General features: G+C 41.7%; 24 protein-coding genes and 1 tRNA gene. 9 read left to right on the forward strand and 16 right to left on the reverse strand.

What is annotated here, in order from left to right; translation table 11 throughout:
• Positions 1 to 148 precede the first annotated feature (148 nt).
• Together AC504W_RS22365 and AC504W_RS22370 are read left to right on the forward strand one after the other, a co-directional pair.
• Positions 149 to 541: a hypothetical protein gene (locus AC504W_RS22365; protein WP_096580081.1), complete on the forward strand. Its 393-nt coding sequence runs from the start codon at positions 149 to 151 to the stop codon at positions 539 to 541.
• 122 nt (positions 542 to 663) lie between these two features.
• Positions 664 to 1125: a GNAT family N-acetyltransferase gene (locus tag AC504W_RS22370; protein ID WP_096580083.1), complete on the forward strand. Its 462-nt coding sequence runs from the start codon at positions 664 to 666 to the stop codon at positions 1123 to 1125.
• A 27-nt stretch (positions 1126 to 1152) separates the two neighbouring features.
• Here AC504W_RS22370 and AC504W_RS22375 read toward each other — a convergent pair whose 3' ends face one another.
• The 6 genes from AC504W_RS22375 to AC504W_RS22400 form a co-directional block, all read right to left on the reverse strand.
• Positions 1153 to 2052: a sensor histidine kinase gene (locus AC504W_RS22375; RefSeq protein ID WP_494879423.1), complete on the reverse strand. Its 900-nt coding sequence runs from the start codon at positions 2050 to 2052 to the stop codon at positions 1153 to 1155.
• Between the two features lie 65 nt (positions 2053 to 2117).
• Positions 2118 to 2705 (reverse strand): L-threonylcarbamoyladenylate synthase, encoded by a 588-nt coding sequence (locus AC504W_RS22380; RefSeq protein WP_494874414.1) that lies wholly within the window; start codon positions 2703 to 2705, stop codon positions 2118 to 2120.
• Positions 2706 to 2788: 83 nt separating this feature from the next.
• A complete protein-coding gene (prmC, locus tag AC504W_RS22385; RefSeq protein ID WP_494874415.1) occupies positions 2789 to 3709 on the reverse strand; it encodes a peptide chain release factor N(5)-glutamine methyltransferase in 921 nt (306 codons plus the stop codon).
• A 3-nt stretch (positions 3710 to 3712) separates the two neighbouring features.
• Positions 3713 to 4522 (reverse strand): Tic22 family protein, encoded by an 810-nt coding sequence (locus tag AC504W_RS22390; protein WP_096580091.1) that lies wholly within the window; start codon positions 4520 to 4522, stop codon positions 3713 to 3715.
• A gap of 662 nt (positions 4523 to 5184) precedes the next feature.
• Positions 5185 to 5258, reverse strand: a tRNA-Pro gene (locus tag AC504W_RS22395).
• Positions 5259 to 5552: 294 nt separating this feature from the next.
• Positions 5553 to 6095: a GNAT family N-acetyltransferase gene (locus tag AC504W_RS22400; protein WP_494874416.1), complete on the reverse strand. Its 543-nt coding sequence runs from the start codon at positions 6093 to 6095 to the stop codon at positions 5553 to 5555.
• A 350-nt stretch (positions 6096 to 6445) separates the two neighbouring features.
• On the opposite strand from AC504W_RS22400, the gene AC504W_RS22405 reads away from it, so the two are divergent.
• On the forward strand, positions 6446 to 7165 hold the full coding sequence (locus AC504W_RS22405; protein ID WP_062296711.1) for a hypothetical protein: 720 nt from the start codon (positions 6446 to 6448) through the stop codon (positions 7163 to 7165).
• 89 nt (positions 7166 to 7254) lie between these two features.
• Complete coding sequence (locus AC504W_RS22410; protein WP_494874418.1) at positions 7255 to 8166, forward strand: alpha/beta fold hydrolase; 912 nt, start codon at positions 7255 to 7257, stop codon at positions 8164 to 8166.
• A 66-nt stretch (positions 8167 to 8232) separates the two neighbouring features.
• Here the strand turns inward: AC504W_RS22410 and tsaD are convergent, their stop codons facing one another.
• Positions 8233 to 9276 (reverse strand): tRNA (adenosine(37)-N6)-threonylcarbamoyltransferase complex transferase subunit TsaD, encoded by a 1044-nt coding sequence (gene tsaD / locus AC504W_RS22415; RefSeq protein ID WP_494874420.1) that lies wholly within the window; start codon positions 9274 to 9276, stop codon positions 8233 to 8235.
• 176 nt (positions 9277 to 9452) lie between these two features.
• Here tsaD and AC504W_RS22420 point away from each other — a divergent pair, with 176 nt between their 5' ends.
• Genes AC504W_RS22420 through AC504W_RS22430 form a run of 3 tightly spaced genes read left to right on the forward strand, consistent with a single transcriptional unit; the run spans position 9453 to position 10712 of the window.
• On the forward strand, positions 9453 to 9947 hold the full coding sequence (locus tag AC504W_RS22420) for a Photosystem I reaction center subunit III (RefSeq protein WP_096585244.1): 495 nt from the start codon (positions 9453 to 9455) through the stop codon (positions 9945 to 9947).
• Positions 9948 to 9986: 39 nt separating this feature from the next.
• Positions 9987 to 10136 (forward strand): photosystem I reaction center subunit IX, encoded by a 150-nt coding sequence (gene psaJ / locus AC504W_RS22425; RefSeq protein ID WP_015112405.1) that lies wholly within the window; start codon positions 9987 to 9989, stop codon positions 10134 to 10136.
• A 57-nt stretch (positions 10137 to 10193) separates the two neighbouring features.
• Positions 10194 to 10712, forward strand: a complete 519-nt coding sequence (locus AC504W_RS22430) for a photosystem I reaction center protein subunit XI (protein WP_096580099.1) — start codon at positions 10194 to 10196, stop codon at positions 10710 to 10712.
• A 262-nt stretch (positions 10713 to 10974) separates the two neighbouring features.
• Here AC504W_RS22430 and gmk read toward each other — a convergent pair whose 3' ends face one another.
• The 5 genes from gmk to hetZ form a co-directional block, all read right to left on the reverse strand.
• Complete coding sequence (gene gmk / locus AC504W_RS22435) at positions 10975 to 11574, reverse strand: guanylate kinase (protein WP_494878727.1); 600 nt, start codon at positions 11572 to 11574, stop codon at positions 10975 to 10977.
• A gap of 167 nt (positions 11575 to 11741) precedes the next feature.
• A complete protein-coding gene (gene remA, locus AC504W_RS22440; RefSeq protein WP_015112408.1) occupies positions 11742 to 12008 on the reverse strand; it encodes an extracellular matrix/biofilm regulator RemA in 267 nt (88 codons plus the stop codon).
• 257 nt (positions 12009 to 12265) lie between these two features.
• On the reverse strand, positions 12266 to 14578 hold the full coding sequence (locus tag AC504W_RS22445; protein ID WP_494874424.1) for a transglutaminase TgpA family protein: 2313 nt from the start codon (positions 14576 to 14578) through the stop codon (positions 12266 to 12268).
• Between the two features lie 257 nt (positions 14579 to 14835).
• On the reverse strand, positions 14836 to 15819 hold the full coding sequence (locus AC504W_RS22450; RefSeq protein WP_494874426.1) for a PatU: 984 nt from the start codon (positions 15817 to 15819) through the stop codon (positions 14836 to 14838).
• Positions 15812 to 17017: a heterocyst differentiation protein HetZ gene (gene hetZ / locus AC504W_RS22455; RefSeq protein WP_096580105.1), complete on the reverse strand. Its 1206-nt coding sequence runs from the start codon at positions 17015 to 17017 to the stop codon at positions 15812 to 15814. The genes AC504W_RS22450 and hetZ overlap by 8 nt, the downstream gene beginning before the upstream one ends.
• Before the next feature lie 206 nt (positions 17018 to 17223).
• Here hetZ and AC504W_RS22460 point away from each other — a divergent pair, with 206 nt between their 5' ends.
• On the forward strand, positions 17224 to 17706 hold the full coding sequence (locus tag AC504W_RS22460) for a hypothetical protein (protein WP_494874428.1): 483 nt from the start codon (positions 17224 to 17226) through the stop codon (positions 17704 to 17706).
• A gap of 86 nt (positions 17707 to 17792) precedes the next feature.
• Here AC504W_RS22460 and sds read toward each other — a convergent pair whose 3' ends face one another.
• Entirely contained in the window at positions 17793 to 18764 is a 972-nt protein-coding gene (sds, locus tag AC504W_RS22465) for a solanesyl diphosphate synthase (protein WP_494874430.1), read from the reverse strand.
• A 1221-nt stretch (positions 18765 to 19985) separates the two neighbouring features.
• Here sds and AC504W_RS22470 point away from each other — a divergent pair.
• Positions 19986 to 20204, forward strand: coding sequence for a hypothetical protein (locus AC504W_RS22470; RefSeq protein ID WP_494874431.1), 219 nt, complete (start codon positions 19986 to 19988; stop codon positions 20202 to 20204).
• 77 nt (positions 20205 to 20281) lie between these two features.
• On the opposite strand, the gene murI is transcribed toward AC504W_RS22470, so the two are convergent.
• The 3 genes from murI to AC504W_RS22485 form a co-directional block, all read right to left on the reverse strand.
• Entirely contained in the window at positions 20282 to 21148 is an 867-nt protein-coding gene (gene murI, locus AC504W_RS22475) for a glutamate racemase (RefSeq protein WP_494874432.1), read from the reverse strand.
• A 197-nt stretch (positions 21149 to 21345) separates the two neighbouring features.
• The gene (locus tag AC504W_RS22480; protein ID WP_494878728.1) at positions 21346 to 23223 is read right to left on the reverse strand and encodes an N-acetylmuramoyl-L-alanine amidase; all 1878 of its coding nucleotides are present in this window, start codon (positions 23221 to 23223) and stop codon (positions 21346 to 21348) included.
• Positions 23224 to 23736: 513 nt separating this feature from the next.
• Positions 23737 to 25599, reverse strand: coding sequence for an N-acetylmuramoyl-L-alanine amidase (locus AC504W_RS22485; RefSeq protein ID WP_494879425.1), 1863 nt, complete (start codon positions 25597 to 25599; stop codon positions 23737 to 23739).
• Positions 25600 to 25912 lie beyond the last annotated feature (313 nt).

Here is a 25912-nt window from a genome sequence, read left to right on the forward strand (position 1 = left end):
AGATTGACGATAGCGTAGTGTTAGCAAACCTACAAATGTTGTTGAGAGTGCTTCTATGCTTCTGCTCAAACCGAAAAAACAATCCAAAATCCAAAATTTCAAATTAGTAACTCTATTTGCATCCGTGTCTTTATGACTTTTTCCTGCTATGGATCAATCGGAACAACCTTCAATCAATGACCCATCTTTTGCTCAACAAGTTCAAAAACTACATCAGCTAACAGTATACGGTCGATGGTTGTTTGTGTTCTTGTTATGGCTGATTATCGCACCTATTTGTTTTTGGGATTTACGCTCAGAAATTGTTTTGTGGCGGCAATATTTTACCTGGGTAGCAGTGCGATATGGACTCATATTTCATCCCCTGTCTACCCTCGGTTTAAGTTTTTGTATCGCTATGACTGTTTCTGTTTTAGTTTGGCAAAGCCGCAATATTTTAATAGGACTACCACAACGGGAAAAGGAACGCTTAGAAAAACAAGTGTGTCGCATTCGCCAGCAAGGGCCTACTCATCCTTTGTGGAAGTTAATTTCTCGGTAAATTTAGGGATAGATAAATAAATTTGTATATAGTTGCATTTCGGTATGCTTAGGGGTAAATTTCTATCACAATATGACTAAATAAAAGCAAAGATATTTATTGGTGAAAGTGAGTTGCTACACATGAACTATCCTCAGATTAAATTTAGCGATCGCCATTCTGATATAGACCTTTACCAACTCCAAGAGTTATTTAATATTTCCGCTTTTTGGGCAAAAGGACGTAGTATCGAGGATTTAAGCATAGCTATTACCAACAGCGACCCAGTAATTTCTCTGTGGGATGACACAAAACTGATTGGCTTTGCTAGAGCAACTTCTGATGGAATTTACCGTGCAACAATCTGGGATGTCGTCATTCACCCAGACTACCAAGGCACTGGACTAGGTAGCAAGTTAGTCGAAACTGTTTTGAGCCATCCCCGCATGAAGTGGGTTGAACGCGTATATTTAATGACAACTCACCAACAAGGCTTCTATAAAAAAATGGGTTTTATACCCAACACAACTACAACTATGGTGCTACATAACCAATCTCAACAGCTAAGTTCCCTCTCCGCAGCGGAACTCCAGTTTCAGGAATAAAGGTAAGCATGAAAGGCTAGTACTTTTTCAAGCCAAGGGAATAGATATTTGTACCCTAGTTTGTGCCTCAGATGATTCTGATTTAATTGAATTGGGCAGCATTTCTAGTTTTGCTCCCATTACTTCTAATAGAGTTTGATTGAGTAATAATTTCATTCCCGGCGAAAGATTTGCCTTCTCATGTTGAATTTGAGGAGGCAAATTATTATATTTAATTAAATCTATCGGCTCACTTTCAGGTAGAGCATGAGTAGGAATATCTAGATAAATATGAGCCGTATTAGTAGTAGGTAAAACAGTAGCGGAAATACCAATACTACCTTCTTGCATTTGTGTAATCGCTGTGTCTACTAAATTGACTAACACTTGGCGTAACCAGCGATGATCTGCCAACACATAAATTTCTGGATCTACAGGTGACATCTGCAACGGAAAATTGCGATTCGCCGCCAACATATAAGTTAAGTCTTTAACTTCCTGAAAAACTGTGTCTAAGCAGCGGGGTTGAATATCTAATTTGTTAGTACCGTATTCAATTCTCGACACGCTGAGAATCTCATCCATTAATTGGAGCAATTTCAAAGCTTTTTCATGAGCTTGGGCAACAAATTCTCGTTCTTCGTCAGGATTTTCACATAAGTCTGACAAAATTAATTGATGCAGGCTAATCACGCTATTAAGTGGCGATCGCAATTCATGGGTAGTCCGCGCCAAAAAACCTGCTTTAAACTGGCTCATTTCCTGTGCCATTTGATACGCCAGTTGTGTTTGCTTGACATCTTGCAGCAGTTTTGACACATTTTCTGGTTCTTCTGCTACTACTGGCCATAAGTTAGCGTTAGTATCTGCCGACTTAGAAAATAACCAACGAAAACTGATTCCTAAGATAATTCCAACTCCGAGATATGCCCAATTGCTCCAATTCATAATTTGGCCATTATTAACTTTTTAGTTGACCACAATGGTATAAAACTAATTTCCTGATTTTCTGATTAATTCAGTGTAATTCTCCCTTGGCGTAAAATTTGCCAGTTTTTCCCTGTCCACTTGGCAACAGTGGAAGGTACACCAACTCCAGAAATTTCGTCAAGCACTTCTGTAGTTGCTAAAGTTAAAGCATCAGGAAATTGCATTGTAATTTCTGCCATTGTTTGTAAAGGCGGTTGACCAGAAAAATTAGCACTTGTTGTGGCTAAAGGGCCTGTTTTTGCCAAAATAGCACGAGCGATCGCATTATCCGGTACTCGAATACCAATAGTAGTTGGGTCAGTAGGGTTTATCTGTTTCGGTAAGCGATCGCTGGCTGTCAATACTAAAGTTAGCGCCCCCGGCCAATACTGATTCACTACTTGTTGCCAAAGTTCATACTCATATTCGCTACCTTTGACATAAGGCCATAAATCCGCAGCATTAGCACCCATTAAAATTAAAGGTTTATCCTGACTACGCTGCTTGGCTGCAAAAATTAAGCCAGCTTTTTCTGGTAAAGTTGCCAGTGCTGGCACAGTATCTGTCGGAAAACTCACTAATTGGCCAGCCTGTGCGCCTGCTATTAGGTCTGCTAGAGAAACTTGAGGCATATTTGCAAATGAGAGAAGTTATGAGTGAAAACGTGTAATTTTTGTATTTTCACTCATAACTCCCATCAGGTGTATTGCTACCCTTACTCACAACTCACATAAGCTAAAGCAAAACGTTCAATTCCCTCTAAATCAGTGTGAATTTGAATATTGCAATAGCTACCTTGATTTTGCAAAAGTTCTCTGACTGCACCCGCTTGTCCGGCCATCATTTCAATTAGCCACACACCACCAGGCCGCAAATAACTGGGGGAGACTTCAATTAAATAGCGGATATCATCTAAACCATCAACACCACCATCTAATGCCAAATGTGGTTCATGCTGCATTACTTCTGGTTCTAAGGTAGCCACAGTTGCAGTCGGAATATATGGCGGGTTGGAAACCATACCACTGAATTGGCCTTTCATGGTTGTTAATGGTTCCCACCAAGAACCTTGGTAAAAATGAATTCGGTCGGCAAATCCCAGATTTTGAGCGTTGGTTTGGGCAATTTCTAAAGCGGCGGTACTGTAATCAACAGCATGAATTGTGGCTTTTGGTAATGCGTCGGCTAGTCCAATGGCGATCGCACCACTCCCAGTTCCCAAGTCTATCCAATGTCCTTGATCTAATGAGTTTATAGCTTGACTTTGAGAGATAGATGCTACTGCTAAATCAATTATGCACTCTGTCTCTGGTCGAGGAATTAACACGGCACTCGACACCGCCAGCTTAAATTTTCGCCAAGGTGTAACTCTGGCAATGTACTGCACTGGTAAGCGATCATGTAATCTTCTTTGCCAAAGCTTTTCTAAATCTGCCAAAGAAATAGCGATCGCTATTTCATCCCAGTCCTTGAAAGATTCTAAACGTAGAGCCAAGCGGTCTAAACCAGCAATTTCTTGCAACAGCCAATCAACTTCTGATGGTGGTACAGCAGCGGCGATCGCACCTTGCATTGCTTGGCTGCGCCACTGCCAAAGTTGTAACCCAGAAACTACTTGTGGCTGTTGATCTGCCATGCTTTAACGTTTTGGCTTTGCCGCAGGCTGGCGATTATTACCAGTAGCCGAATCTTTTGGTAGAGTTCTGATATACTCTCTGGATTCTTGAGATGGCACTAAAACCACTTGTTTGAGCCAATCTTCATTTTTATCTTGTAAAGTTTTGATCACGCCGTCTATGTCAATTACTTGAATATCCGCTTTGGGATATTTTGGTTTTACTTGGTTTAATAAACCTTGTGCATCTTGCTTACTCACAAACAAAGGCACGACTTGTTCTTTGTCGTTTGTCAGTTTAATGGGTACATAGCCTTGATCAGGTGCAAATCTGACTGCAAAAATCGGCACACTCCGAAACTGATCTATTTTTTGACCGCTTTGGTTCAGCAATTCCAGCGCTCCTTTGACATCCTGCTCTACTGGTTTAAAAGCAAATACCAAACGGTTGGGCTGGTTTTTGGTTTGTTGCAACTGCTGATAAATGATTCCCAAAGGTACAGCTGTCACCTGGAGACTCTTGACAATATCTGCCATTTTGGGGTCTTTGTTCGTGCTTTGCAGTTGCTTAATAAAGGCTTGAGCTTCTTGACGGCTGAGATATACACCTGTCACTGAACCACCCAGTTTTTGACCGTTTTGACCTTCTGGCAAAGGACGACTCAAAGGCAATCCTTTATCATTGGTAATTAGATATACAGGTACTGAGTCTAGTTTTTCTTTTATTTGTTGTTCTGATAATGCCAGCACTGGGAGGTTCCCGACAAAAACTGTGCCTAACAGAGTACTCCCGATTAAACCCAATGTTGCGCCCCAGCGAACTAATGCTTTCATGACTACTCCTCGCGTCAATGGTTTTTAATTAAATTAGACTAATTGGTTGGATTTGCACCGAACTAACTTGTTTTAGTTATATAGCAATCCATTTGAGATGTAAAAAAGCCATTATGGCTGCTAAATGGTCACAATCAACTTGCAAAATGGGAGATTTCTAAATTCTTGAGAACTCCTACAGTACTTTCGGCACAATGAATTGTGCTGCAACCTGATTTTTTTAATTCGCTTTGCCTAATTCCTGCACAAGAATTATAGAGGACTATTATAGACTGCTCTCAAGTAATGAAAAATTTTGCCGACCGTTGAGATGATTAATGCCATTTTATTGTCTTTCTCAAAAACTGGTGACGCGATCGCAAAATAATTCGTTCCATTTATTTATTACCTTAATTACTGCTTAAATCATTACCTAGACTTATTCTCGGCTGATTCTACTATTCGGGATATAATTACTCAACTTTTGACAAAGACAAAAAAATCAAATTATTGTTTTCTGTAGTATTTACACTTAAAATGTCAAACTTACTACACAATCCATAATTCTGGACAAATTTCAAAGTTCAAACATAGTAAATTTTGATTGCTAATTAAAAATCTAAAAAAATATCCTATCTATTGATTACCGATAGATAGGATATTTCGCAAATTTTTAGTTTAAATCGGGATGACAGGATTTGAACCTGCGGCATCCTGCTCCCAAAGCAGGCGCGCTACCAAGCTGCGCTACATCCCGGATACTCTAGTGAGCTTTTGCTTTTTGGTAATTACCTTGAGCATGACAAGACAATTATCTTAACACACTAGCTTCTCTATCATAGCAGGCTGAACATATCTTTGCCAACCAATATCTATAATTTATTGCCCACAGCTTATAGATTAAGAGATTTCGCCATCACAAACATTAGTAACACTCAGGTGTTTAGCGTTTGCCCCCTGCCATAGCATTTCCCAAAACATCTTAAAATACAAACTCAGCCGTTCCCATAAACAAGGCTTGTTTTTATGTGGTCGTTTTGAACAGAATATTTCAGTGAGGATACCAAAACATACCTTTAATGCCTTCAGGATCTGACATAAAACCCATACCCCGATAAAAATCCACAACATGCGGATCAGCAAAGAGAGTTACATTACTGATTTCTTCGCTTCTGAGTTTTTTGAGTACGTATTTCATTAATGCTTTACCCAGCCCTTTACCTTGAAAGTCTGGATGAACTACTACATCCCAAATCGTGGCATTAAACGCATGATCTGAGGTAGCACGGGCAAAACCAATGAGCCGCCTTTGGTTTCCTCGTACTTGCCACATGGAGGCAACGAGAAAACTATGCTCTATGGCTTTTTTCACTTTTCTTAACGGACGGCGCGACCAACCAACTGCATCACACAGTTCTTCTAATTCATACAGGTCAATATCTCGTTCTGTGCTGAAAACGATCCGTTCCGCATTCCGCGCCCCAAGATCGCCAGCGTTAGAACTGCCAAATTCCCCTGTAGTCTCTTCAAATGAGGTTGTTTTATTTGTCGCTACAGATTCAGGAGTACTAAACCAAGTTTTCCAAAAACCCATGCCAACGTGGTTCGGGTAGTATAACTGAATTGGCTACCACTCTTTTGGAGTGATGATACACGTTTTATCAAGCAAATACCAGAGTACAACCCACACACTGAATTTTTTCGGGTGTTGTGGGGATAAGCAATGGTAACAGCCTTTCATAGCGTGTTTCATACCAATCATCTTCAACTTTAGCATTTTGTTGTAAAGGCTAGGAGAAATTCCCCAAAAGGCAAAGTTTTGAGAGTCAATTGTATATATCAAGATTGGGTATTAAGTACTGGGTGTTGGGAATAATGTTTATTAGCACCCAGTCCCCAGTCACAGCCCCCAGGTGACAACAGCAAGCGAGTCTTACCCCAACAATGGCTTCTGGTCTAAAATCTTCGACACTGGAACTCCTAAAACGCTTTAACCGAGCGTTTCCCCAGTTTTATGAGCAATTTGTCAGTAGTGAAATTCAGCTGCAAAATCTCCGGTTAGCTTACCGTCTTTATAAAACCAGACGTGCCGTTATCGAGTTAAAGCCGGAAGGTAGCAAAAGCGCTTTGCACTTTGCCTACCGTAACCAGTCCTTTCTCCTCAGTGATATTTTTGGTGTGTTGGCAGCTTATGGTTTGACCATTCATGGTTTGAGCCTGTATGGTCAAATCCGACCTCCTATGTTAGTTTTCATCAAACTTTTGGTATCTCGTGGTAGCAAAGCTTTGACAGAGAAAACCGCAGAAAATGTCTGTCGAGCTATTCGAGAGGCTTTAGGAGGACGCTTTGAAGTAGAAGAGATGCTGGCTGTAGAATTTAATTTAGATGCTGGTTTAGAACAAGTACAAACTGAGTTTTACGTCGATCCTGTATTTCATCTGCCGGCGCTGGTAATTGAAGCAGATAACCAACCAGGATTGTTTTACAAAGTGATGTACGCTATCTGGCAAGAAGATTTGCTAGTAGTTAACGCTAATTTGCTAGTTTGGCGGGGACGCACGCGGCTAATTCTCTATTTGTTGGGGCCGAATGAAAGCTTGATTCCTGAATACCTAGGACACAAAATTGCTGAAGGAGTTCGACAGAGGTTATTAGGTAAGTGATCCCAATTGTAAAATTCCTTCTGGCTTGATTGTTTAACCTTTTGTACTCTGTATTTAGTCGTACCCATCCTTGAGGGTACGATATAAGTATGGCAACCATAGAAATCTTAGGCGTTCCACACGCATACGAGTTAACGGCTCCCACTGCCTGTCCCCATACTTTGGTGTTCATCCACGGTTGGCTAAATAGTCGTGGGTACTGGCAACCTGTGATTTCCCGTCTGTCAATAGATTTACAGTGTCTATCTTATGATTTGCGCGGTTTTGGTGAGTCACAGTCCCAGACAGAAACTGATGTTGATCGGGGAGAACCTACTGGCGGTTTGACATCCCACTTGTTGGATACTTCTAGCTCACAATTTGATTCTCTGTATACACCAACTGCTTATGCTCAAGATTTAGTAGCTTTGTTACAAGAGCTAAATATTACTAGCGCGTGGCTGATTGGCCACTCTTTGGGCGGCACGATCGCTCTATGGGCAGCTGCCTTAATGCCTGATCGGGTTCAAGGCGTGATCTGTATCAACGCTGGTGGGGGCATTTATCTGAAGGAAGCTTTTGAACAATTTCGTTCAGCCGGTCAACGTTTTTTACAAGTTCGTCCGCGTTGGTTATCTCAAATACCTTTGATTGATTTGCTATTCACTAGAGCTAGTGTCGCCCGCCCTTTAGATCGTTATTGGGCGCGTCAACGGGTGATAGATTTTGTGGTTGCTGACCCAGAAGCTGCTGTAGGAGCGCTATTAGACTCCACAACAGAAGAAGAAGTTAATCGCTTACCTCAGTTAGTTTCGCAATTAAAACAGCCTGTTTACTTTTTGGCTGGTGCCGATGACAAAGTAATGGAACCCAAGTATGTTCGACATTTAGCCAGCTTTCATCGGCTTTTTCAATACTGTGCTGATAATGTGATTGAAATTCCTGATTGTGGTCATTTAGCTATGTTAGAACAACCGGATGCTGTTGCTGGTCATATTCGGGCAATAGTTAATGGTCAATAGTTAATGGTCAATAGTCAATGGTCAAGAGTTTTGGATAAAGAACACATGACCAAGGACATATAACCATTACACTTGATATAACTTCATCACCTGACTTAGGGATAAGCGGGATTCAACACCCAATGTCAACGGTGAGACATGACCACGAGAGAAATGGTCAGATGCAGCACAGGCGATCATGGCGGCGTTATCGGTACAAAATTTTAAGGGTGGGAACAGAACGCGGAGGTTATGTTCACTGGCGGCTGCTTGCAAGTGCTGTCTCAAGCCACTATTTGCCGCGACTCCACCACCAACAGCAATCGTCTTCAGTCCGTAGTCCAGGGCGCAGGCGATCGCTCTTTTGGTGAGTGCTTTGGCTACAGTCGCCTGAAAACTCGCCGCTACATCTGCTACGGGGATTTGCCCACCATCTTTCTCTAATTGCTGTACTAGCCTTAGCACTGCTGTCTTTAAGCCACTAAAACTGCCATCATAGCGATGAAAACCTCCACCTGGCAGCGAAACTTTCCCTTCTGGCAACACAAAAGCTCGGGGATCACCCTGCTGTGCTAACTTGTCAATAACTGGGCCGCCTGGATAACCTAGATTTAACAGTCGTGCCACCTTATCAAAGGCTTCCCCCGCAGCATCATCACGAGTTTCACCTAGGGTTTCGTAAATACCACATTCTTTAACATAAATCAAGCTTGTATGTCCGCCTGAAACCAGTAAGCTAAGAAAAGGGGGATCTAAAGTTGGCTCACTCAAGTAAGTCGCACAAATGTGGCCTTCGAGGTGATGAACTCCCAAAAATGGTTTATTGTGTACGATCGCTAAAGTTTTGGCAGCAGTTAATCCCACCAACAACGCTCCTACAAGACCAGGGGCGCAAGTGGCGGCGATGCCATCGATTTTTGACCAGTCTAATTCAGCTTGTTCTAGAGCTTGGGCGATCGCCTCGTTGATCGTTTCCAAATGCTGGCGGGAAGCCACCTCTGGCACAACTCCACCATATTGCTGATGGACTGGGATTTGTGAAGCGATGATACTACTGCGAACTTGACGATTGTTAACAATTGCGACAGCAGTTTCATCACAACTGGTTTCGATTGCTAAAACGTTTGCCATCTGAGGGTTCTGCAAAATAACGATTTGTTTGAGAAGCTTTAACTTTTATTTACTTAAACTTTACTCGGTTCCCAGGCAAGAGTATGATGACTTGCTAGTTAGCCAAATAAAGAATGTACAAGCCGCTTCGTTTTGTACAAAAAACTTTTTCTTTTGTAATAAAAGGAAACAACTCCATGCGACGATTGTTTGCTTTGATTTTAGCGATTTGTCTTTGGTTCAATTTTGCTCCACCAGCGAAAGCTCTAGGGGCTAATCTTACACCCTGCCAAGACAATCCCGCATTTCAAGCACTAGCCAAAAATGCCCGGAATACTACCGCTGATCCTCAATCAGGTCAAAAGAGATTTGAACGTTACTCTCAAGCGCTGTGTGGCCCCGAAGGCTATCCTCACTTGATTGTTGATGGTCGTCTAGACCGTGCTGGGGACTTTTTGATTCCTAGCATTCTGTTTCTCTATATTGCTGGTTGGATTGGCTGGGTAGGCCGTACTTATCTAATCGCAGTTAGAAAAGAATCTGACACCGAACAAAAAGAAATCCAAATTGATTTGGCTCTAGCGTTACCCATCATAGCCACGGGTTTTGCTTGGCCAGCAGCCGCTTTGAAAGAATTTCTTTCTGGCGAATTAACTGCTAAAGATTCGGAAATACCCATTTCTCCTCGTTAGGTTCCGCTTAACTGATTCATTGTTTTGGAGACTAAATACATGGCTGAAAAAAGCGATCAATCATCCTATTTGATTAAATTTATTTCCACAGCACCAGTGGCAGCTACCATCTGGCTGACAATTACAGCAGGTATTTTGATTGAGTTTAACCGCTTTTTCCCCGACCTACTGTTCCACCCACTGCCATAACTCAAGCATTGGGATTTACAACTGTTGCTTATGTAATTGAGAGGCGAACATAAAACTATGGCGCAAGCAGTAGACGCATCCAAAAATCTGCCCAGCGATGTGAGAAACCGGGAAGTAGTGTTTCCCGCAGAACGTGATCCTCAACTGGGTAATCTTGAAACCCCAGTTAATTCTTCTCCTGTAGTCAAGTGGTTCATCAATAACTTGCCGGCTTATCGTCCAGGTCTAACTCCTTTCAGACGTGGGCTAGAAGTTGGTATGGCACATGGCTACTGGATATTTGGCCCCTTTGCTAAATATGGCCCCCTGCGTAATGCAGAAAACGCCAACCTAGCAGGCTTACTAGCAGCGATCGCTCTAGTAATTCTGTTGACAGGTGGTTTATCTTTATATGCCAATAGCAATCCACCAAAAGCCCTGAATAGTGTGACTGGAGCTTCAGCCCCAGATGCTTTTCTATCAAAAGAAGGCTGGAATAATTTTGCCAGCGCTTTCTTAATTGGTGGTATTGGTGGTGCGGTAGTTGCTTACTTCTTGACTAGCAATATTGCCATCATCCAAGGTTTAGTAGGCTAATTTGGTTTCTGGTAATTGGTAATTAGTGATTAGTCAAAGTTACTAATCAGCAAGTGATGAATTAAATAACATAACTTGAGATTATGACTTTCTAATTACTGATTACCACTTGCCCATCGATATAGCAAAGTGCTGTTAGCTGTAGCTGGGGTTTAGTTGGTGCTGAGTTAAAAGAAATAATCATGTATTCCTATAAAAAAATTGAAGGACACATATTTATATGTGTCCTTTATCATTTGGTGGTGAAAATGCTTGGTTTTGATTATTCAAATAAAGCTGCTTCAATCGCCTCAAGTGCCATTTCAAAATCGTCATTGACGATTTGAATATTAAATTCATCAGCAGCTGCAATTTCTGCTTTGGCACGGGCTAGACGACGAGCGATCGCTTCTTCCGAGTCTTGTCCACGGCCACGTATCCGTTTTTCTAATTCATCAAAGGAAGGCGGTAATATGAAAATGCTGAGGGCATTAGGAAAGGAAGCGCGAATTTTTCTTGCCCCTTCTAACTCAATTTCCAGCACTACTAACTTACCAGACTGAATTTGGTTAACCACAGTTTCCCGCGGAGTGCCGTAATAATTACCCGCAAATTCCGCCCACTCTAAAAATTCACCTTGAGCAACCAGTTGTTCAAACTTACTTCGGTTAATAAAGTAATAATTTTTGCCATCGATTTCTCCTGGACGAGGAGAACGAGTTGTCACGGATACAGAATAATAAAGTTGCGGATGACGCTGCAACAGCGATCGCATTAATGTGCCTTTGCCGACTCCACTAGGGCCAGTTAAAACAATTAACTTGCCTGTAGGTGGGCATTCTTTGGTAGTAGCACTAGTCTGGATGGGTAAAACTTGCATCATCCGTTCAACCTGTGAATTAATCAACAATCATGATTTGTGAGTTTGTTGTCGTGGTCAGGGCGACCTCGACTAACGAAGTTGTAGCACTGGTGACAGAAAACCAGTCTAATTCACATGGTACTGCCGATATGGTGCAAATAGAATAGGGGTTTGTCAACTATCCCTAGTTAATTATCTACTGCATGATGATCACGAGAAATCACGAAACGATTTGCTACCGTTTCTGGTTGAATTGCTGACAGAATGACGTGGTTGGAATCTGTAATAATTACAGCCCTTGTCCGACGACCATAAGTTGCGTCAATTAGTTCACCTCTTTCCCGCGCATCTGTAATGATTCGCTTAATTGGGGCAGATTCTGGACTAACAATCGCAACTACTTTGTTAGCTGACACAATGTTGCCGAAACCGATATTGATTAATTGAATTTCCATAAATTAACTGACATTAAATGTGACGCGATAATCCATTCAGGATTTTATTTCTATGTTATCCCTAAAAAATCGGAGTTACAACGCATCACATCTAGCTTGCTTTAGTTTTTAGATAGCAAATGCTTTTTTTAGCAGTTTCTTAGCCAAATATACTGAAAATCATCCCAAAGACACATGCGTAACTACAAAAATATCATCTAGTACCCAGTAAACAGTGTGAAGTAGGAAATTTTAGACTTCTATCTCCTGTCTTTTGATTATTGACGATTGGCTTTTTTCAATTCCAACCATTTTTGGCGTAATTGTTGTAAATCAGGAGTATGACCTCCATAGCGCCAACTAACATAAGCCTGGCTAATTTCATCAATTACTTGGGCTGTGGTTGGGGCATGATGTTGATATGCCACTTGGACATATTCTAGGGGTGTTTGTGCTGGATGCTTACCGAAACCTTTGGTCGCAGCCCATTGCAGCATTTGTTGATAAAGTCTTTCCATCGGCGGTAATTTACTCAACCACCGACTCTTTAACCACTGTCGCCACTGTACCCAACCTAGCCAGCCAAAGAAAGCGATGGTAGTTCCCAAAGTTAAGCCAGTTAAGACACCTAACCAACCTTGAGCGAATAAAGCAAAAAACCAAGCGATCGCTCTGACTATCCAACTAAAGATGGTGCCAAATACATTGTTAAATAACCCAGTCACAGGTGAAGGTAACCACCCAGCTACCCAATGCCAAAATTGGCGCAAAACGCTAAAAGTTTGTGAGTCTTCAACAGATGGCGGAATTAAAGGATGATTGGGAATGGGGTCAAAGGTAAACCAGCCATATTTAGGGAAGTAAACTTCTGTCATCGCGTAAGCATCGGTGTTACGGACAACATACATCCCCGTAAAGGGATTAAACTCTCCTGGACTAAACCCCCCCACCAACCGCGCTGGAATCCCAATAGAACGCAGCATCACTGTCAGCACAGTCGAGAAATGATCTGGGTAGCCGCCTTGATGTTTAAACAAGAAAGCTTCTACTAAGTCTTCTTTTTCATCCAAATAAGGAAAATCGAAGGGATTTTTGGGGATAGAGTAGTTTTGCTTGAGGTATTGCGCTAGGTAAAGTGCCTTTTCATAGTTTGAATCTAAAGTTTTTGAGATTTTAGATACATTATTTCGACGGTAGTTAGCCAGAATTTCTGCGGTTAATTTTTGGACTTTGGGAGCAATTTCTGGCGGAATTTGTAAATAGTATTTTTTAATGTGCTTGGGATAGTTAGTAGTGGCTTTGCCTAACAAAGTGCGATCGCGGTATGGTACGTCCGATATGACTGTATAGGTGAGGTCTTCAGATAAACTAACAGGCGCTCGCAGCCCGTTTTCCTGATCCACAGCGATAATCGGTGTCGGGAAGTAAATTTCTTTGGGATAGGACATCGCCGGAATCAAATTCGGCAAATCTGCCACCACTGTATAGGTTTGCACCACTTCTCTAGTTGGCAAAGACGTAGGAGGTGGAGACAAATAAATTTGATAAGACCAAGGCGATCGCTTGAGAGTAGTAACATCATCATTGCGGGAAATTTCCCAGCCTTTACCTGTGTAGCGATCAAATGCTAATACACGCCAAAACCCTTCCACCTGCGATCGCACCCGCATCACTACCTTGGGTGTCATGCTTCCCCGCAGATTCTGATTCATTTGGCTATTAAAGCCATAATAAAAACTGTCATTCAGCTTTCCTGGTTGCCCAGTTTGGCTTTTTCCTTGACCATTGCCTTGATTTTCAGCATTACCTTGGCGGACATAACCAGGATTAATAATACTCCGTCCCGTAAAGCCGCCTTTGACTTCAATCGGAGAACTAACCGGAAATGTCCGTAATTGATAACCAGGAAAGCGGGGTAAAACGGCAAAAATCCCTAATCCCAATCCCAGAATTAAAGTAAATAATAAAAAATAAAAAGATAATTTTGATTTAAGTTGTGTTGCTTTTGCCTTTTCTCTTTTAACTTTTGACTGACCTAAACCCAGTTGGGAACGGTAATTTAAGACTAGAGTTGGTAAGGCGATCGCTAAAAATAATAATAATATAGGTGCAAAAGTCAAAGTTTGGCTCAACGTTGCTGCCACACCTAATAAAATTAAACCAATCACAATTGAATAGCCCAAGTCTTTGCGTCTGGGCATATCAAAACTGTGGAGTATTTGCAGTTGAATCAATAACTCTGCTAAAGCCAGCCGCGTATCATTTAATTCTCCCAACACCCGTCCAAAGAATGCACCTAGAGCAACTAACATTCCAATGGCGATGCAGAATTTAACTGGTATATTGGGATTTCGGCGATAGCGGTAACTCCAGATTGCACCAACAATATTTAAGGGAACTGCCCAAAAACTGAATGTTGTATCAGCAGTAATATCTACTGCCACAGTTCCCATTATTACTAATGCCAGCACTAAAAGCCGCAATGAAAGAGAATCTTCCACTGCCATCAAAGGCGATCGCTGGATATTTTGTCGCCAATTATTAACTCTAGGTAGACGCGAAGACCAATTAATCCTGGATAAATTAAACATTTAAAGGTTCAGCAATGGTGTAGATGCAGTCAACAAAATGCTTGGTTAGTCAAACCATCTACTTAGTTGTAACTCATACCCTGCCGAAATTCTTGTGCAGATAACAGTAACTCCCCGAAGCAGCCTTTGGGAGTCTCAAATCTCTAGCCCTAATGATCGTTGCAAAAAACGTAGAAGCCCTAATGATCGCTTATTAAAAAAGATAAGCTCCAAAACCACAATAATTTTCTTAATTTCTCAGCGTTCTTTGACTTGCGCTAGATTGTAGGATTAATCACAAACAACAAAGGCTGTTGGTCGATATCAGGAAACTCAACTTCTAAAGTATAAGTTGGGTTAAACTCCTGACAGGATAACTCAACATGCAAGCAGCCCGCACTTGAAGACTGAGCCATTGCCAAAGTACCATCAGCTCGCAATGTCACAATTCCTTTGGTGGGTAAATCAGCCTCAACTCGTAATTGAGTGTGTTTCCCACGAGATTGGTATTCAACCCGCAAAGTCAACAAACCTTCACTTGTAAACCATTGTCTTTCTACAACTGGACTGTTTGGTGTCACTGGTAGACTTAAATTTTCTAGCAGTTGTTTGGCTGCCATTAAAGACAATGCCATTTGTTGACGTGGTTGTAAATCTGGGTAATCGCTCTCGATATTGAGTTTTTGCTCGAGAACATCCGCAGATCGATAAGTACTTCTAAGTACCAAACCAGCTATATCATTTAGCGCATAAGAAGATTCTTGTGGGAAGAAGTCTTCCACTGCCTGAACTAATTTAGCTCCTAATGGTAGTGAAGCAGTTAGCAGGGTTTGGCACTTTTCTAGTAGCTCTCGGAAAACTGTTTCTGGCAGAGTAATCGGCAGATTCAGCTTAGATTGTTGTGCCTTCCAGCCCCAAGCAGGAACTAAAGAGAGCGATCTCTCTTCCAAACGCTCAGGATATTCCATTAATTGTGTTTCCCAAGGAAACAAAGGGGGCTGGTTTTCGATTTCGGTTTGCAACCGACGCTTGAGTACGGCTTGGAAACGGTCTTGCACAGTAGGAATGTCTCCCAGTTTAAAGGTTTGGGGTATCCCTCCCAACTCTGGATCGCCACTGGCGAAAGTGGCTGATTGTTTGAGAGAGTGATTAACCCCGTCATTTTCCTTAAACTCGACCAAGTTAGATTCACTGGTGTTGACATCATTTGCCAACAACCAAGTGAGTAATTGGTTTTTTAAGGATTCTGAGTCACTATTCATGAGTAGATGCACCTGATCCGGACACTAATGAGTTACGAATTTCCCAAGCCTGTTCCAGAATTTTAAACCAGCGTTTTTGCAGTTGTGCCATTGATAACCCTAGAGTTTTAGCAATTTTCTCGTCAGGTTGTCCTTGTTGTTTTAAGTCAAGTAAAGACCGCTGTTTCTCGTCTAGCTGGGAGGTGTAGGCTTCCCATTGCTGCGGAGTTAGTCCCAAATTTGTTTGTAAAGAAGCTTCCAACCATTCGTGAACTAGTTCCCAGCGATGTAATAAAGCGAACCTAATTAAATGATACTTGAAGCGCTGTTGTAAGTAATCTCTCTGACGCGGAGTGAGATTTAAAATTGTCTCAATTTCTTGTGTTGATAAATCTTTAAGACGTAGGGAGAAGTAATCAGCACAATCAGATTGTTGTTTTTGCTCCAAATAGCTCATCAATTCTGTAATCACAACAGAACGCAACGTATCTTCTTCGGGTTCTGGTTCTGGTTGCGTCGCCATTGTGGAGCGTAATTGGTGAACTGCTGGCTCTTCCCAAGAACCATCACCGTCACCAGAACTACCTTCAGAAGCTTGTTCTATATCTACGCTGGTTTCTGGGGGTTGTTGTTGAGAGAAGGTCTGCGCCCGCAGAATAATTAGCTGTTGCTGACGACCGGGTAAAGGAATGCGGCGCTTACCGTAGCGTTCGGTAAAGGCCATGTACTCTGCTAATTCCAGGAGAGATTGGGGACGATAGGTAGTACCCAGTTGATTCTCCCGTCGGAAAGCGTTTAATGCTTCTAAATAAAAACTTTGTAGAAAATCTTCTATGATAGTTAGCCGCCCTTGATAGCTCAATTGCCGCTGGGGAGGATTAATGTAACGATAAATAATGGCACTCAGCGTACTGTGTAATTCAACTCTGCCTCTATTGGAACCCAACTGATAGTACCTTTGACATTGTTGCAGCCGATGTCTAGCTAGAGTCATTGCTGAGTTTTCTACAGCACCGGAAGCTTGGATGCGTTTACTTTCGCTGCAAATTCGGTATACTTCGGTAGTAATACGTGTTGCCACATCATGGCAATTTTGTTCTGAGGCTTTGGTTGATTGCCGAAACTCCTTGTACAGGAGTTGAAATATCACCTCCACTCCGATAGTCTGTTCTCCCAAAAAAGTTGCGGTTGGAATAGTTGCGGTTGCGGCTGAATTCATAGTCTCGGTGTTTAAAAGACCCTAACATACATAGAAACAACCTGTACGACGGTAGGTATTGGCTTTGTGTGTTTTGCGGATAAGCTAAACGCAGGTCTATCCTGCAATGAGGATATGGCTGATTTTATTATTCCCAATTTGCTGGGGATTGTTCACACCTTGACCTGCTGTGATTGCCATTACTTAAAAGTCGTTGACAAGTCATTATGGATTTAGAAACACAAATTCAATTGCTGATCGACAATGCACCCCGCGATGGTATTTCACCACATCTTATTGCAGCAATTGTTCCTGCTTTTCGCGCGATCGCTCAACAATTACGCCACTCCCAGTACTATATTCTCCAAAAGGAGGGAAGCTGGGTCTTAACTACATTGAGCCACCGTGCAGATCCTGGATTGGAGAAGCAGGTGATTTACGCTTTTTCTACCATACAGGATGTTTCCCTAATTTCATCTGCTGGGCGAGACCCTCAAGTGGTGGCCACACCCATTGCTGTCACCCATATTTTGTTCCAATTAATCGCCCTAGACCCCGTAGATAGCATAGTTTTTTTAGAAACACCAGGTACACTGAATAATGCTTTTGAAGTGCAGCGCACTCAGTTAGAAAAAACGATTCAAAAGCAGTTAAAACAAAGGCTTAAACCACAACGGCAATCGAGGCAAATACCACCTGATATTGCCTAAAAAAAATTGGGAGTTAGGATTTTTTGGATACACTCCAAATTTTCCTACTCCCAACTCCAACATCAAAACTTTACAATCAAAAATTTTTAATAAAGTCGACTCAGCACATATTCAGTGATGTCAATTAAGGCTTGGCGTGATTCTGATGGTGGCAAAATTTCAATCTCTTCAGCTGCTAACTTGGCATGATGTGCAGCTAATTCTCTCGCCTGCTGTATCCCGCGACTATCTTGAATTAATGCCAGTGCTTGCTCTAAATCTTCTGCTTGAGCAAACTGACGTTCAATTAGCACTTCTAAATATGGTTTCTCTTCTAAAGCAAATAAAACAGGTGCGGTCAAATTACCACTTCTCAGGTCAGAACCTGCTGGTTTACCTAGAGTATCTGTAGTACTGGTGAAATCTAAAATGTCATCTACAATTTGAAATGCTAAACCAAGATTCCGCCCGTAGTTATACAAATGCTGGGCTGTTTCTGAGGGAACTTCACTTAGTAAACCCGCTGCTTTGGCACTATTGGCAATTAGTGAGGCAGTTTTGTAATAGCTCTTTTGCAGGTAAGTTTCAATGGCCAGGCTACTATCAAAGCGGTTCATACCTTGCTGAATTTCTCCAGTAGCTAAATCCATGATGACTTCTGAGAGGAGTTTTACAACCTCTAAATTATCTAAGTTTGCCAGATACCAAGATGATTGAGCAAAGAGAAAGTCACCTGCAAGTACAGCAATGCGATTGCCAAACAGGCTATGAACAGTCGGTACGCCACGGCGCATTTGCGATTCATCTACCACATCGTCATGCACTAGGCTGGCCGTGTGAATCATTTCTGTGATTTCGGCTAGGCGGCGGTGACGCTGGGTGATATCTTCTTCTAACATTGTCGCCCGCGATATCAGCAGGACGATCGCTGGTCTGATGCGCTTTCCCCCAGCTCCGAATAGATGTTCGGCGGCTGCAAAAAGAATGGGGTGGCGATTGCCAACTAGCTGCTTGAGGTTATCGGCTAGTATTTGCAAATCTGCTTCCACAGGGGTAAACAGGGAGGTAGCTGGGGTCATGGATGGCCGGACTCTGGCTTAGGTTACGAAAGTTTACATATCCTATACTCATTTTAAGATAACCCTGTGCCAGCGCAAAGTTTTGCTGAGACAATCCTTGCTTCTTAGCTGTTATCTGAGCTATTGGGAATGACTGCTATCTCCCTGCTGTCAAGGCTAACAGGCGATTTTGTTAGTTTTAGCTGCATACAAAAAATTTTTGCAATTCAGCCAGAAATCTGAGAATTCAGACTAATTTTATGAATGAGTGTCACCAAATCTTGAACAAAGACTGAATGGCACTTGTGATTGTCTCCAGCAATATGATCAATCGCGATCCTATTCATCATCATTTCTCTTGATGATTGATCTAGAGATGTTTCTGTATGGGTAGTTTGTGTTTTTTGAACCAGAAATCGTCTAGTTTCTTCTGCACCCTAAGTATATACACAAGTATAATAAATTCAGATTTTTTCACTGGCGGATTCAGTAAGCATGATTCTGTAACTATACCTTACCTTTGATTTTTACTATAAATTTATATTTAACTTACCTGTTGTAAGTAATAATAACTACATTGGTAGGATATTGAGTTTTTGTTATTTATGATCAAATGAAACACAAACAATATTTTTAATCAAAGAAAAATTCGTTTTATCTGTGAATTTAGCCTTTCAGAAAATTCAAAATTTAGCCTCAAGATTGGCTTAAAAGTCAGGTTGGTTGTGTTACGCTAAAATGTAGGGATTTTAAATTTTTCAGGTATTGACAATGTACGGGTAAAACACTTTTGAGTGATTTTACCTTGAAGTTGTTTTGAATCCAGAATAGCTAATTGCCAACAAAATAAAACCAAGAGAATTATTTCTTGTAATTTTGTAGTGGCAAATAAACTTCTTGGGATGGAGTTAGGCGGTATCCTTACGGGAAATCGTTTTCGGCTTACAGCTTGCGCTGAAAGTCGTGGTATATCCTACCACAGAGGTATGAAAAACAATAATGCAGACTAAGTAAACTGCTGAGGAGCGCAGTTAATTATGCTATTGGGCAAATTAACTGTTGTGGTATGTGTTGTCTGCAAATAACGTCAATTAAATAGTTCCATTTGTTTACCGAAGAGCGTTATAACTCTACGGCAAATTTAGCATAGCAAACTACGGCTATCAAGAATTTTCTTGCTTAGTTGAAGTTCTACGTGTTGTATGAAATTTGATATTTTTCGAGAAAAAAGCTGGTAGAACAATGATTTACGCTAATATGCCTATGATGATTTTTATTTTAGCTGCTGGGTATTTATTCACAGTGTATCTATTATTAGCACTAGCAAAGCGCAGTGGTCAAAAATCTTTTTCTCATGATTCTCTATCCAGAAATCATGAGAAATATCAACAGGATGTATCCATAACATCACAGGTAACTGAGGTGGTGAATAGTCAAGAGTCAATAGTTATTAGTCAATAGTCAACTGAAGTATGAATTATGAATTATGAAGTATGAAGTATAGAATTTTATTCTTGGGCTTCATACTTCATTCTCATTTACGTAAGTTGAGAAATTACTGTGCTATTTAAGTCTACGACTTCAACCATTGGGGTATGGCCTAGCCACTGGACTGCGGACTGAGCGAATTGTTGTGGACAACCGCTGACGACAAAGCGAGTTGGTAATGGTGGGTGGGTATTAGTTAAGCCCAGCAACTCTAAATCTTGGTTACAAGCAGCTGTGACATGAACAGCGGGGTCAACTAATTTGACATGAGATGGAAGAAGCGATCGCAGTACTGGTGCCAAGTGAGGATAATGAGTACAGCCGTAGACTAAAGTATCAATTTCTTGCTGAAGTAAAGGCTCTAGATAAGAACGTGCTACTTCAGTAGTGTAAGGGTCGTGGATGCGATTCTGCTCAATTAACGGCACAAACTCTGGACAACCAACTTGCCAGACTTGTACCTCTGGGTCAATTTCCAAAATCGCTTGCTTATAAGCATTACTTTTAGCAGTTGCTGGGGTAGCAATCACACCAATGCGCTTACCTTGCTGCACAGCGGCTTTTGCTCCTGGGAGAATTACGCCCAAGATAGGGATATTAAATTCTTGGCGGACAATTTCTAACGCGAGGGCAGAACTGGTGTTACAAGCCATCACCACCATTTTGACTTGCTGCTGCTGCATCCAGCAAAGAATTTCGCGCACAAATTGCACAATTTCCGCTTGGGAACGGATACCGTAGGGCAGTCTGGCTGTATCACCAAGATAAATAATCGATTCATTTGGTAGTTGGCGGTAAATTTGTCGCAGTACCGTCAGCCCACCCACACCACTGTCAAAAACGCCAATAGGGGCGCGTTGAGGTTCTTTATCAGAAAAATCGTAAAGATTACCTTCAAAAATAGAAGATGAATACACAGGCAGATATTGATTTAGGTTTTGGCATTTAAAATACAGAATTTAGCAGACAATTTGTGAACTGACTACTAAATTCCTTGTGGTTCAGTAGTTCAGCAAATCGAATTCAGGAATCAGAATCAGCGTCTGTAGAATTAAAGCGACTTCCCACACAGTAATTAAAAACTTGTACTATATTTTCAGCTTGGCTGTATATATTACCTTTGACGTAAGTATTTGAGAATACCACGAGCGATCGCCTCTGCCATCCGATTTTGATATTCTGGTGAACCCAATCGAGGGTTATCTTCCCGACCAGTCATATAACCTGTTTCTACTAAAATCGAAGGCATAGAACTTTTTCTCAAGACATAAAATCGGGCTTTGCGTGTTCCTCGGTCTTTAATTGTGCCAATATCTTGCAGAATCGTATTGCGAACTACTTCTGCTAAACCATAACCACTATCGTAATAATATACTTCTAAGCCATTCACATCAGGGCGACTATCTACAGAATTAGCGTGGATACTCACAAATAAAGTTGCATTGACACGTTCAGCAATATCTACCCGTCCCTGAAGTTCAACGAAAAAGTCAGCATCTCTGGTGAGAACTGCTTGTACACCATTGCGTTCTAGAATTGCTGCTACTCGTTTACCAATTGGTAAAATTACATCTTTTTCTAATAGTCCACCTAAACCAGGAGCGCCAGAGTCTTTCCCACCATGTCCAGGGTCAATCACAACTATCAGTTTTCCTCTGGGAATTGGGCGTGCTACTGGTGGAGGATTGTCCTTTGAGTTTGGTAATTGACCATTACTTGAGGGTAGAGGCGGTAAACCTATAGGTGGTGTAATTGCGTGAGTGCGTTGTAATTGTACAGCCAACAACTGATTACTAACTTGGTTGACTTCCCCAATTTGGACTCCAGAAGCGGGTTGAACCAAAATATTGACGGAATCTTCTTGAGGTTGCAACCGTACCCGCAGAATGGGACTATTGGCATTAAAAGCTGGGCCAATAACTCTAGGGGCTAACTTAGCATTGGCGATCGCAATCCGAAATAAACCAGAAGATCTATCCCACCCGCCTTTGGCAGATACAGGCCTGTTAGATCTGATTAAAAGTTGAGTACCATTATCAGCTAATTCCACTGCTTGAATAATTGCAGGTGAGTCAGTCGCCTCCGCAACGAGATTTGCATCACTATTACCAGGTAATCTCACAACTCGGTTAGGTATAATTACAAACCCACCGATACTGCTAGTACTTGCCCGCCAGTCAGGACTATTTTTATCCACATACAAAGTCATGCGGACTGTTGGTTGTCTTGTTTGCAATTGGGAAAATTGAATCCGGTTGACACCATAACGATTCACAGATAAATCTTGTTGCAACAAGCTAGGAGATAAGGATGCACCAGTAATCTCGATATTAACTGCGCGTTTATCTGAACTCCGGTTCACCTGAATTTGCGGACTACCACCATTAGTCCGCACAAAAAAACCATCACCAGTAACTCGAAAACTTTCTAATTGAGTGACAGCGGCGAGGGTGTTACCCAAAGGTCTAGGATTATTTGATCTTACTGGGTCGGGTTTAACCACAGAGTAGATATTTCTGGAAGGAAATTCTGAATTAGCTGTGGTTTCGACGGTTTGAGGTTCTGATTGGAGTGAAATATCTGCTGATGATGTGATAGGCGTTGCTGTTGGTGTAGGTAATTGAACTAACCAACGACTACCAGTAGTAGGGATAAATTTTACCCCTTGGGGGTCAATAGTATAACCGGGAGCTAATTCTACGACAATTCTGGCCGTCTGGGGATCAAATTGCCCTACGCGAATTGAGCGAACTGCTCCACCTATTGGTTGTGTTAACTGTGGTCTGCCAAAATCTGTATCTGGTAAATCAATTACCAGACGAGTGGGATTGAAAATGAGTTGAGCTTTGGGTTGAACAGCCCCCAAAGTATTAAATTCCAAGCGGTTTTGCTTGGCATCAAAGTGCCAAGACTCCAGTTTCGCCGCTAAAGCAGGCGATGATAGCCAGAAGATAGTTCCAATAGTACCGGTTAGTAACCAGTGTAATTTCACAGTCATTTCTCCTAATTCGCGTTCATAGAAGCCGTCAATATGTCCACGTATCTATTGGTAAATCCTCACACCGTCACCGCCAAACTTAGCTTTAATTCCAGAAGTCTGCATAGTGGACACTGCTCATCAGAACTTCCGTAGCAACCAGCAATTTTGTGCTGGCATTCAAGACAATAAATACTTTCAGTCAATATACGTAAAATCAGTATGGATTAGTGTTGAGTTATTTGATGGCTGATAATCAATGTACCCAAAAAGTTATTGCTACTATCAATAGATTCTGGTAAAGGTGGTGACACTTAATTTAGCATTTTGAAAACAATATGATATTTAAATGTATCTACTCATCGTCAAAAATTAGTTCTCACTTTTTTGGAAGTGAGAACAAGAGATTTTTATCCGTGAGATTACAGGCTAATCTTGCTGATCACAAGCAAGATTAATATTAACCAGATATAGCAATTAATTATTCATTAGAGTAGTTAAGTATATTTACTAAAGTTTGACGATGATTTATCTGCGTCGGAGGTACTGGAGTACACCACGGGCGATCGCTTCTGCCATTTGATTTTGATAAGCTGAACTGCGTAGCTTGGCAATGTCCTCTCGACCAGTTAAATAACCTGTCTCGACAAGAATCGAAGGCATAGAACTTTTTCTCAGGACGAAAAATCTGGCTCGGCGCACTCCCCGATCTCTAACATTCAGACTTTGCAAAATGCTGCTATGGACAACACGAGCTAGACCCAAACCACTGTCATAATAATAAGTTTCTAAACCACTGACATCGGCACGACCTGCACCTGCGGAATTAGCGTGGATACTGACGAATACATCAGCATTAGCTCTTTCTGCCAACTGTACTCTTCCAGGAAGAGTCACAAAATAGTCAGAACTCCGTGTCAGAATCACCTGCACACCATTTTGCTGTAAAATTTCGGCTATCCTTCTGCTAATAGGCAAAATAATATCCTTCTCTCGGATACCACCAATCCCAATGGCTCCAGGGTCTTTACCGCCATGTCCTGGGTCAATGACAACTACTACCTTTCCTCTGGGTAAGGGGCGTGTTCCTGGCTGCGGTATGGAACGGGGATTTTCATTAGGATCTGGTAATTGACTTTGTCCTGAAGGAAAAGGCAGTGTACCTGGAAGTGCCACTACTCGGCGAGAACCTTGTAGTTGTATTGTTACTTGGTCGTCATTTTGATTAATTTGCCCAACTTGCACTCCAGCCGCAGGTTGAACTAAAATCACTACCGTGTCAGCATCTGGCGTTTGCAGGCGTACCCGCAGAATTGGACTATTGGCGTTAAAAGTCGGGCCTTTAATTCGAGGCGCTAATTTAGCATTATTAATGGTGATGCGATACAAACCAGAGGTTCTGTCCCATCCACCCCTAGCATTTATAGTTTGGTTGGCTCTAATGAGTAGTTGCTTACCATCATCAGACAGTTCAACTGCTTGAATTGTTGCTACTTCATCACTAACAATTCGGGGGTTGGGGGGAGAAAATTCTGGTTGGTTATCAGAAGAGTTGTTAGAGTTATTTCCGGGTAATGTAGCAAACCGATTAGGCAGAACTACCAATCCAGTACCACCACTTCTAGTTGCTCGCCAGTCAGGGCTATTTTTATCTACCCGTAAAGTCATACGGACTGCGGGTGGACTAGTTTGCAGTTGGGTGAATTCTACACGGCTCACACCATGCCTGTTAACACTAAGGTCTCGCTGCGCCAAATTTGCTGATAGAGTCGCGCCAGAGATATCCATAAAAATAGTAGAGCGATCGCGGCTACGATTTACTCTCACTTGGGGATTACCACCATTTGTCCGAACAAAAAAACCATCTCCTGTCACTTGTAAACTGTCGATTTGAGTTGTGCTTTGTGTGCTACTGACAATTCTCGGTAAGGGTGGTCTTGTATCTGAGTCAAGAGTGGTGACTACGTTGTAAACATTATTTGCGGAAGAGTTTACAGGTTCTAGTCTTGGTCTAGGCAATTGTACTGTCCACCGACTGGCAGTTACCCCAACGAATTTTATCCCTTGAGGGTCAAGAGTATAACCAGGAGCCAGTTCTACGACTATGCGGGCTGTTTGGGGTTCAAACTGACCAACACGGATAGCCCGAACTGCTCCACCTACAGGTTGTGTTAACTGTGGTCTGCCAAAGGTTGTGTCTGGTAAATCAATAACCAGGCGTGTGGGATTGAAAATGAGTTGTGCTTTGGGTTGGACACCCTCAGAAGTATTAAATTCCAGACGGTTTTGCTTGGCATCAAACCGCCAAGACTCTAGTCTGGCCGCCAAAGCTGGCGAAGACAGTAAGCAGATCATCCCAACCGTACCGGGTAGTAACCAGTGTAATTTCACAATCCTTTCTCCTGATTCGCATTCATGGAAGTCAATATCTCAAAAATTTGGGTAAGTTATTCTTCCGTTACAGAAACTTCGAGATTTGACTTTGGCTTTTTTTGGGTTAAAGAAACAATTAATGGTGTAAATTGTCAACTGCTTACATAGTCTTTAATTTTAATATTGCTGTACTCTCCAGCGATAAAGCGAATATGAGAGGCAACACAAATATAACCAGAATTATCTGATTTTAGTCAATTGTGGTTAATTTTTGACTTCGTTATATACTTTATTTTGTGTGTTTTGTTGATAGACAAGCAATTTTCTCAGT

The organism is Nostoc sp. C96 (assembly GCF_059384975.1).

Bases quoted from the DNA above. Each gene is read 5' to 3' on its own strand.
- AC504W_RS22365 (WP_096580081.1), top strand. From the start codon at position 149: ATGGATCAATCGGAACAACCTTCAATCAATGACCCATCTTTTGCTCAA.
- AC504W_RS22370 (WP_096580083.1), top strand. From the start codon at position 664: ATGAACTATCCTCAGATTAAATTTAGCGATCGCCATTCTGATATAGAC.
- AC504W_RS22375 (WP_494879423.1), bottom strand. From the start codon at position 2,052: ATGAATTGGAGCAATTGGGCATATCTCGGAGTTGGAATTATCTTAGGA.
- AC504W_RS22380 (WP_494874414.1), bottom strand. From the start codon at position 2,705: ATGCCTCAAGTTTCTCTAGCAGACCTAATAGCAGGCGCACAGGCTGGC.
- prmC (WP_494874415.1), bottom strand. From the start codon at position 3,709: ATGGCAGATCAACAGCCACAAGTAGTTTCTGGGTTACAACTTTGGCAG.
- AC504W_RS22390 (WP_096580091.1), bottom strand. From the start codon at position 4,522: ATGAAAGCATTAGTTCGCTGGGGCGCAACATTGGGTTTAATCGGGAGT.
- AC504W_RS22400 (WP_494874416.1), bottom strand. From the start codon at position 6,095: ATGGGTTTTTGGAAAACTTGGTTTAGTACTCCTGAATCTGTAGCGACA.
- AC504W_RS22405 (WP_062296711.1), top strand. From the start codon at position 6,446: ATGGCTTCTGGTCTAAAATCTTCGACACTGGAACTCCTAAAACGCTTT.
- AC504W_RS22410 (WP_494874418.1), top strand. From the start codon at position 7,255: ATGGCAACCATAGAAATCTTAGGCGTTCCACACGCATACGAGTTAACG.
- tsaD (WP_494874420.1), bottom strand. From the start codon at position 9,276: ATGGCAAACGTTTTAGCAATCGAAACCAGTTGTGATGAAACTGCTGTC.
- AC504W_RS22420 (WP_096585244.1), top strand. From the start codon at position 9,453: ATGCGACGATTGTTTGCTTTGATTTTAGCGATTTGTCTTTGGTTCAAT.
- psaJ (WP_015112405.1), top strand. From the start codon at position 9,987: ATGGCTGAAAAAAGCGATCAATCATCCTATTTGATTAAATTTATTTCC.
- AC504W_RS22430 (WP_096580099.1), top strand. From the start codon at position 10,194: ATGGCGCAAGCAGTAGACGCATCCAAAAATCTGCCCAGCGATGTGAGA.
- gmk (WP_494878727.1), bottom strand. From the start codon at position 11,574: ATGATGCAAGTTTTACCCATCCAGACTAGTGCTACTACCAAAGAATGC.
- remA (WP_015112408.1), bottom strand. From the start codon at position 12,008: ATGGAAATTCAATTAATCAATATCGGTTTCGGCAACATTGTGTCAGCT.
- AC504W_RS22445 (WP_494874424.1), bottom strand. From the start codon at position 14,578: ATGTTTAATTTATCCAGGATTAATTGGTCTTCGCGTCTACCTAGAGTT.
- AC504W_RS22450 (WP_494874426.1), bottom strand. From the start codon at position 15,819: ATGAATAGTGACTCAGAATCCTTAAAAAACCAATTACTCACTTGGTTG.
- hetZ (WP_096580105.1), bottom strand. From the start codon at position 17,017: ATGAATTCAGCCGCAACCGCAACTATTCCAACCGCAACTTTTTTGGGA.
- AC504W_RS22460 (WP_494874428.1), top strand. From the start codon at position 17,224: ATGGATTTAGAAACACAAATTCAATTGCTGATCGACAATGCACCCCGC.
- sds (WP_494874430.1), bottom strand. From the start codon at position 18,764: ATGACCCCAGCTACCTCCCTGTTTACCCCTGTGGAAGCAGATTTGCAA.
- AC504W_RS22470 (WP_494874431.1), top strand. From the start codon at position 19,986: ATGATTTACGCTAATATGCCTATGATGATTTTTATTTTAGCTGCTGGG.